The sequence below is a fragment of the Halorhodospira neutriphila genome, assembly GCF_016584055.1.
In the GTDB taxonomy this organism is placed as follows: domain Bacteria; phylum Pseudomonadota; class Gammaproteobacteria; order Nitrococcales; family Halorhodospiraceae; genus Halorhodospira; species Halorhodospira neutriphila.
Genome location: NZ_NRSH01000102.1, coordinates 1 through 7,966, shown reverse-complemented (window position 1 = coordinate 7,966; position 7,966 = coordinate 1). Strand labels below are relative to the sequence as shown.

At 72.8% G+C, this 7,966-nt stretch carries 7 protein-coding genes and 1 pseudogene; all 8 read left to right on the top strand.

The features are described from left to right. The first annotated feature begins 190 nt into the window (after positions 1-190). A complete protein-coding gene (rlmB, locus tag CKO13_RS09035; RefSeq protein ID WP_200259794.1) occupies positions 191-1,009 on the top strand; it encodes a 23S rRNA (guanosine(2251)-2'-O)-methyltransferase RlmB in 819 nt (272 codons plus the stop codon). Between the two features lie 78 nt (positions 1,010-1,087). Continuing rightward, positions 1,088-1,447, top strand: a complete 360-nt coding sequence (gene rpsF, locus CKO13_RS09030) for a 30S ribosomal protein S6 (RefSeq protein ID WP_200259791.1) — start codon at positions 1,088-1,090, stop codon at positions 1,445-1,447. Positions 1,448-1,494: 47 nt separating this feature from the next. Continuing rightward, positions 1,495-1,719: a 30S ribosomal protein S18 gene (gene rpsR / locus CKO13_RS09025; RefSeq protein ID WP_200259788.1), complete on the top strand. Its 225-nt coding sequence runs from the start codon at positions 1,495-1,497 to the stop codon at positions 1,717-1,719. 9 nt (positions 1,720-1,728) lie between these two features. Continuing rightward, positions 1,729-2,544 (top strand): hypothetical protein, encoded by an 816-nt coding sequence (locus tag CKO13_RS09020; RefSeq protein WP_200259785.1) that lies wholly within the window; start codon positions 1,729-1,731, stop codon positions 2,542-2,544. A gap of 39 nt (positions 2,545-2,583) precedes the next feature. Then, a complete protein-coding gene (gene rplI / locus CKO13_RS09015) occupies positions 2,584-3,036 on the top strand; it encodes a 50S ribosomal protein L9 (RefSeq protein WP_200259782.1) in 453 nt (150 codons plus the stop codon). A gap of 37 nt (positions 3,037-3,073) precedes the next feature. After that, positions 3,074-6,676, top strand: coding sequence for a replicative DNA helicase (gene dnaB, locus CKO13_RS09010; protein ID WP_200259779.1), 3,603 nt, complete (start codon positions 3,074-3,076; stop codon positions 6,674-6,676). Beyond that, positions 6,673-7,770 (top strand): alanine racemase, encoded by a 1,098-nt coding sequence (gene alr / locus CKO13_RS09005; RefSeq protein ID WP_200259776.1) that lies wholly within the window; start codon positions 6,673-6,675, stop codon positions 7,768-7,770. The genes dnaB and alr overlap by 4 nt, the downstream gene beginning before the upstream one ends. 1 nt (position 7,771) lies before the next feature. Further along, positions 7,772-7,966, top strand: a pseudogene (locus CKO13_RS09000) (DNA repair protein RadA); the annotation flags it as partial.

Below are 7,966 nucleotides of genomic sequence, written 5' to 3'. Positions count from 1 at the left end.
GGCGGATACCTCGAACTCGAAATCCGGCGCTAGCGGGAAGTCGGCCTCCGGCGCCAAGTCGGGCTCGAAGGCGAGCTCGGGCGCCGGGGGCAAGTCCGGCAGCGGCAAGGCGTCGAGCGCCTCCTCGAAGTCCGGCTCGAAGTCCGGCTCGGGCGCGAAGCGCCAGCGGCGCCAGCGCTAGGGGGCGGCGGTGGTTGCCGGGCGCTCCGGGCGCGGCCGCTCCGGCCGGCGGGAGGCAGGCTCCCGCGAGGCGGGGGCGGCACCGCTGATCTACGGCCCCCACGCCGTGCACGAGGCGATCGCCTACGACCCGGCCGGGATCGAGGCGGTCTGGATCGAGCACGGCCGCCGCGACCGCCGGCTCGAGCGCGCCCTGCGCAAGCTCGAGCACCTCGAGGCGCCGATCCGGCGGGTCGGGCGTGCCGAGCTCGACCGCCTCGCCGAGGGGGCAGCGCACCAGGGCGTCATCGCCCGCTACAGCGGCACGCCGGCGCGCGGCGAGGGCGAGCTCGCCGACCTCCTGGAGGCCACGGCGGCGCCGCTGCTGCTGGTCCTCGACCAGGTCCAGGACCCGCACAACCTCGGCGCCTGCCTGCGCAGCGCCGCGGCCGCCGGCGCCCACGGCGTCGTCGCCCCGCGGGACCGCGCCGCGGCGCTGGGGCCGGCGGTCCACAAGACGGCCGCCGGGGCCGTCCAGCACGTCCCCTTCTTCCAGGTCACCAACCTGGCGCGCACCCTGCAGCAGCTCCAGCGGGCCGGGCTGATCACGGTGGGGGCCGCCGGCGAGGCCGAGGCCAGCTGCTACGGGCTGGACCTGACCGGCCCCCTGGCGCTGGTCCTCGGCGGCGAGGGCGGCGGGCTGCGGCGCCTGACGCGGGAGCGCTGCGATCGGCTGGCCTCGATCCCCATGCCCGGTCCCATGGAGAGCCTCAATGTCTCGGTGGCCGCGGGGGTACTACTGTTCGAGGCGGTACGCCAACGCTTCCCTAGCCCCGGTGACCTCGGATAGACTACGCGATTCTCTTGCCCCACGGCCTGCGGGCCGGGGGCTGTTTGGGCGCAGCCTGAATAACCGAAAGGAGCCGTAATGCGACACTACGAGATCGTCTTTATGGTCCATCCGGACCAGAGCGACCAAGTCCCGGCGATGATCGAGCGCTACCGCGGCATCGTCGAGTCCAACGGCGGGCAGGTGCACCGGCTCGAGGACTGGGGGCGGCGGCAGCTGGCGTACCCGATCAACAAGCTGATCAAGGCCCACTACGTGCTCATGAACGTCGAGTGCGGCCAGGAGGAGCTCGACGAGCTGACCTCCACCTTCCGCTTCAACGACGCCATCATCCGCAACCTGGTGCTCCGGCGCGAAGAGGCGGTGACCGAGCCCTCGCCCCTGGCCAAGGGCGGCGAGAAGCGCGAGGAGCGCAAGGAGTCCGAGGGCGCCGAGTAGGCGGCGGCCCTTCCCGAGTCCGACGACGATCAGCGAGGAGCCAAGAGATGGGTCGTTTTTTCCGGCGCCGTAAGTACTGCAAGTTCACCGCCGAGGGGGTCAAGGAGATCGACTACAAGGATCTCAACACCCTCAAGAACTACGTTACCGATACGGGCAAGATCGTGCCGAGCCGGATCACCGGCACCAACGCACGCTACCAGCGCCAGCTCGCCCGGGCGATCAAGCGCGCCCGCTTCCTGGCGCTTCTGCCCTATACCGACCGCCACTGAGCCGGCGTCGTGAAGGCGTTCGCCGCCTTCATCCTGCCCGAGCCCCTGGCGGAGGGTGACCAGCGCCAGGGGCTCGGGCAGGGGGCGCTGGTCGCGGCGATGGCCGCGGGGCTCCTGGCGGGGCTGCTGGCGGTGGCCACCGGCGGCGAGCTGGCCCTGCCGGCGCTGCGGATCGTCCTCGAGCAGTGGCTGCCGGTGCTCGGCCTCGCGGGGTGGCTGCGCCGCAGCGTCTCGCTGTCGAGCACCCTGCTGCTGTGGGCGGGGCTCGGGGCGCTGGCGGTCACCGGGTTCTACCTCGCCGTCGGCGATCCGGTCGGGTACTGGCGGGGCGTTGTCGACGCCCTCCTGGCGGCAGCGGGGGCGCAGGGGCTGGGCCCGGAGGCCGAGGCCCTGCTCCAGGAGGAGCTCCTGCCGATGATGACCAGCCTGTGGGCGATGAACATGATGCTCATGGTCCTCGCCGGGCTGCTGATCGGCCGCGGCCTGCAGGCGCTGCTGTACAATCCGGGCGGCCTGCGCGCGGAGTTCCACGGCCTGAGCCTGGGCCGGACGGCGGCGGTGGGCGCGCTGGCGCTGTGGCTCGGCGCGGTGCTGACCGGCCCCGGCCTGCTCTACGACCTGGCCGTGGTCACCGGGGCCGCCTTCGTCCTCCAGGCGCTGGCCTTCGCCCATGCGGTGGTCGCGGCGCGGGGCTGGGGGCGCGGCTGGCTGGTCCCGGTCTACCTGCTGGCGCCGCTGCTGTTCCGGGTCCTGGCCCTGGTGGGGATCGGCGAGGCGCTCTTCCAGTGGCGTCGGCGGTTGATCGACGATCATTCCGCGCCGTAGTGGCGCGATCGAGTCTTCGAACGAGCTGAGGTGCAAGGCATGGAACTCATTCTGTTGGAAAAGGTGGCGAACCTGGGCGATCTCGGGGATCGGGTTCGGGTCCGTCCCGGCTACGGGCGCAACTACCTGCTGCCCTACGGCAAGGCGCGGCCGGCCACCGCGGAGAACATCCGCTACTTCGAGGAGCGCCGGGCGGAGCTCGAGCGGGCCGCCCGCGAGGCGCTCGAGGCCGCCCAGGCGCGCATGGAGGGGCTCCAGGAGCTGACCCTGACCGTCCGCGCGAAGACGGGCGATCAGGGCAAGCTCTTCGGCTCCGTGGGGCCGGCCGAGGTCGCCATGGCGGCCGAGGAGGCCGGCCACCAGCTGGCGCGCCGCGAGGTGCGCATGCCCGAGGGGCCGATCCGGGTGACCGGCGAGCACGATGTGGCCGTGCAGCTGCACACGGACGTCTCCGGCACGGTGCGCGTGGTGGTCGAGCCGCAGGAGGGGTAGCCGCTAGGCGCGGGCTCTACCCCTCGGGAGGGGGAAGGTGCACAGCGACGCTTCCGCCTCGGACGCCGAGGCCCTGAAGGTTCCGCCCCACGACCTGGAGGCGGAGCAGGCGGTGCTCGGCGGGCTGATGCTCGACAACGCCGCCTGGGATCAGGTCGCCGACCGGATCCACGGCGAGGACTTCTACCGCCGCGAGCACCGGCTCATCTTCCGGGCCATGGGGGAGCTGGCCGAGGGCGATCACCCGATGGACGTGGTGACGCTCTCGGGCTGGCTGCGCCAGCAGGGGCAGCTCGAGGAGGCCGGCGGGCTCGCCTACCTCGGCGGGATCGCGCGGGAGACGCCCTCGGCGGCGAACATCCGCGCCTACGCGGATATCGTCCGCGAGCGCTCGGTGCTGCGCCAGCTCATCCGCGCCGGCTCCGACGTCGCCGAGGCGGCCTTCCAGCCCCAGGGCCGCAACAGCGAGGACCTGCTCGACTACGCCGAGCAGACGATCTTCCAGATCGCCGAGCAGACGGGGCGGCACCGGCAGGGCTTTATCGGCATGCGCGAGCTCATGCCGCAGGTCATCGACCGCATCGACGCCCTCTACCGCACCCAGGAGCCGGTCACCGGCCTCGCCACCGGCTTCGACGACTTCGACCACCTGACCTCGGGGCTGCAGGACGGCGACCTGATCATCCTCGCCGGCCGGCCCTCCATGGGCAAGTGCCTCGCCCACGACGCCGAGATCGTCCGGGCCGACGGGACGGTGGCCACCATCGAGGCGATCTACCGGGAGCGCGCCGGGCGCATCCCCACCCTCGAGGGCGACCGGCAGCTGCGCTGGGCGGAGCCGAGCGCCTTCGTCGACGACGGCCGCAAGCCGGTCTACGCCGTGACCACCGGCCTCGGCCGCCGGGTGGAGACGACGCTGAGCCACCCCTTCCTGACCCGCCGGGGCTGGCGGCCGCTCGCCGAGCTGCGGGTCGGCGACGAGGTGGCGGTGCCCCGGCGCCTGCCGGTCTTCGGCGACCGGCCGATGCGCGCCGGCGAGCTCCGGCTGCTCGCCCACCTGCTCGGCGGCGGGCCGCAGGCGCAGGCCCGCCTCGAGGGCTCGGCCCGGCTGCGGCGCTGGCTGGCGCGGCTCGGCGCGGGGGAGGCGGGGGCGCTGGCGCTGCCCCCCGCCGTGTTCGCCCTGCCGGCCGAGCAGCTCGCCGCCTTCCTCAAGCGCCTGCTGCGGGCGGGGCTCTGGCTCGAGGAGCCGGGCCCCGGGCCGGCACGGATCGGCTACGCGGCGGCGAGCGAGCGGCTGGCGCGGCAGGTGCAGCACCTGCTGCTGCGCTTCGGGGTCGTCGCCGGGCTCAGCCACCGCCAGCTGCCGGGCGACGAGGCCTGCCGGTGGGGCTGGCAGCTGGCGATCACCCACCCCGAGTCGATCCGCCGCTTCGTCGAGCGGATCGGCGCCTGCGGCCAGGAGCGCCCGGCGGCGCGGCTCGCCGAGGCGGCGGCCGCCCTCGAGGCCGAGGGCGGGCGGGCGCACCAGCCCCTCGAGCCCGCCGAGGGCGACATCTACTGGGACCGCATCGAGCGCATCGCCCCCCTCGGCGAGAAGCAGGTCTACGACCTGACGATCCCCGAGACCCACAACTTCATCGCCGACGACGTCTGCGTGCACAACACCACCGTGGCCATGAACATCGTCGAGCACGTGGTGATGCAGCAGCGCCTGCCGGCGGCCGTCTTCTCCATGGAGATGCCGGCGGACGCCCTGGCGATGCGCATGCTCTCCTCCCTCGGCCGGGTGCCGCTGCAGCGGGTGCGCTCCGGCAAGCTCCAGGACGACGACTGGCCGCGGCTGACCTCCACCATGAGCCTGCTCGCCGAGGCGCCGCTGTTCGTCGACGACTCGCCGGGGCTGACCCCCACCGAGATCCGCGCCCGGGCCCGGCGGCTGCAGCGCGAGCACGAGCAGCTCGGGGTCATCGTCATCGACTACCTGCAGCTGATGCAGATCCCCGGCTACCGGGAGAACCGCGCCGGCGAGCTCTCGGAGATCTCGCGCGCGCTCAAGGGGCTGGCGAAGGAGCTCAACACCCCGGTGATCGCCCTGTCGCAGCTCAACCGCTCCCTCGAGCAGCGCCAGAACAAGCGGCCGATCATGTCGGACCTGCGCGAGTGCGTGACCGGGGATACGCCCGTGCTGCTGGCGGATGGCCGCCGCGTGCCGATCGAGCGCCTGGAGGGAGAGACGCCGGAGGTGGTGGCGCTGGACGAGCAGTATCGGCTTATCTCGGCAAGGGCTGAGAAGGTCTGGCGTGTGGGTCGGCGGCCGGTCTATCGGGTCCAGCTGGCCAGTGGCCGCATACTCCGGGCAACCGGCCGCCATCGGCTGCTAGCCGCCGAGGGGTGGCGCAGGGTCGATGAGCTCGCTGTCTCCGGCCGGCTCGCCATTGCGCGGAGCCTGCCGGAGCCCGAGGAGTGTGAACGCTGGCCCGCTGCCCACTTGGTACTGCTCGGCCACCTGGTAGGGGATGGGAGCTATCTCCCTGGGCAGCCCCTCAGGTACGCGACGGCATCGGAAGAGAACAGCAGCGCGGTGGCAGGGGCTGCCAAGAAGGCCTTTGGCAGTGTCGTGAAGCGCTATGCAGGGCGCGGGGAGTGGCATCAGCTGGTGTTCTCGGGGAACGGGGATCGGTGGCGCCCTGCGGGCGTGAACCGCTGGTTGCGGGAGCTGGGCATCTTTGGGCAGCGTTCCCATGAGAAACGCTTGCCGGAGGCCGTTTTTCGCCTCGCTAATGACCAGGTTGCGCTGCTCTTGCGCCACCTCTGGGCGGCGGATGGCACGATCTCGGTGCGCAAGCCGTGGCAAAAAGGTAGCCACGGCGTCCATCTGAGCACGAACAGTCGCGGGCTCGCCGAAGATGTCGCTGCGTTGCTGCTTCGTTTGGGGATTGTCGGGCGAATCCAGGAAGTCCGCAGCGAGCTGTACCGCCCGACCTACATGGTGTGGGTCTCGGGGAGCGAGGATCAGAGGCGGTTCCTGAAGCAAGTCGGCGCGTTTGGGCCCCGGCGCAATCCGGCTGTCGAGCTCGCCCACCGTTTGGCTCATGTTGAGGGTAGCCCCAATCGGGATACATTACCCCGTGAGTACTTCGACGCCGTACGTGCCCGCATGAGGGAGCAGGGGGTGACGCATCGTGCCATGGCGGCTCATCGAGGCACGGCGTACGGTGGTAGCGCTCATTTCCGGTTTGCGCCCTCTCGCAAGGTCCTGCAAGAGTACGCCGAGCAGCTGCAGGACCCGTGGCTGCTGGCGCAGTGTGGCAGTGATGTCTATTGGGACGAGATCGTGGCCATCGAGCCGGCTGGCGAGGCGGAGGTCTACGATCTAACGGTTCCGGGGCCGGCCTCATGGGTCGCCGACAGTGTTATCAGCCACAACTCCGGCGCCATCGAGCAGGATGCAGACCTCATCGCCTTCATCTACCGGGACGAGGTCTACAACGAGGAGAGCTCCGATAAGGGCGTCGCCGAGCTGATCATCGGCAAGCAGCGCCAGGGGCCGATCGGCACCGTGCGGCTGACCTTCCTCGGCGAGCTCACCCGCTTCGAGAACCACGCCGACGACGTCTACGCGGGGGGGATCCCGGGGTGAGCCGCGGGGCGCGGGCTACGGTGGACCTCGCCGCCCTGCGCGCCAACCTACGCGCCGCCCGCGAGGCGGCCGGCGAGCAGCGGCGCCTCATGGCCGTGGTCAAGTCCGACGGCTACGGCCACGGCCTGGCGCGGGTGGCCGGCGCCCTCGCGCCGGGGGCCGACGCCTTCGCCGTGACTGATCTCGCCGAGGCGATGGCCCTGCGCAGCGCAGGGCTGCGCCACCCCGTCGTGCTCCTGCAGGGGCCCTTCTCCACCGAGGAGCTGGCCCCGGCCGCCGAGCAGGGCCTGGAGCTGGTCATCCACAGCGCCTGGCAGGTGGAGGCGCTGGCCGCGGCGCGCCTGCCTGAGCCCGTGGGGGTGTGGCTGAAGGTCGATACCGGCATGCACCGGCTCGGCTTCCCGCCGGAGGCGGTGGCCGATACCTGGCGCCGGCTCGCCGAGGCGCCCTCGGTGCGCTCGGAGGTCGGCTTCCTCACCCATCTGGCCTGCGCCGACGACCGCGACGACCCGATGACCGAGCGGCAGCTGGCGGCCTTCGAGGCGGCCTGCGCCGGGCTGCCGGGGCCGCGCTCGGCGGCCAACTCCGCAGGGCTGCTCGGCTGGCCGGCGAGCCGCTACGACTGGGTGCGCCCGGGGATCATGCTCTACGGCGCCTCGCCGTTCAGCGACGGCCGCCGCGGCCACGCGCCCCTGCGCCCGGCGATGGCCCTGGAGGGGCAGCTCGTCGCCATCAACCGCCACGCCGCCGGCGAGCCCGTCGGCTACGGGGCGACCTGGCGCTGCCCGGAGGCGATGCCCGTGGGCGTGGTCTCCATCGGCTACGGCGACGGCTATCCGCGCCACGCCCCGAGCGGGACGCCGGTCCAGGTGGCCGGGCAGCGCACCCAGGTCGTCGGCCGCGTCTCCATGGACATGGTCGCCGTCGACCTGCGCGGGCTCACCGGCGTCGAGATCGGCGCCCCGGCGCTGCTCTGGGGGGAGGGCGTGCCCCCGGAGGAGGTCGCCGCGGCCGCCGGCACCATCGCCTACGAGCTCTTCTGCCGGGTGCCGCCGCGCCCGGGGCGGCGCTATACCGACAGCGAGGCCGGCTGAGATGGCGCGCTCGAGGCGGCGCTACGCCTGCTCGGCCTGCGGCGCGGTGCAGCCCCAGTGGTCGGGGCAGTGCCCCGAGTGCGGGGCGTGGAACACCCTCGAGGAGGTCGCCGAGCCGCCGGCCGCGGCGCCGGCGAAGGGCGGGCAGGGCGGCCGCCGGGGGGCGGCGGTGACGACGCTGGCCGAGGTCTCGACG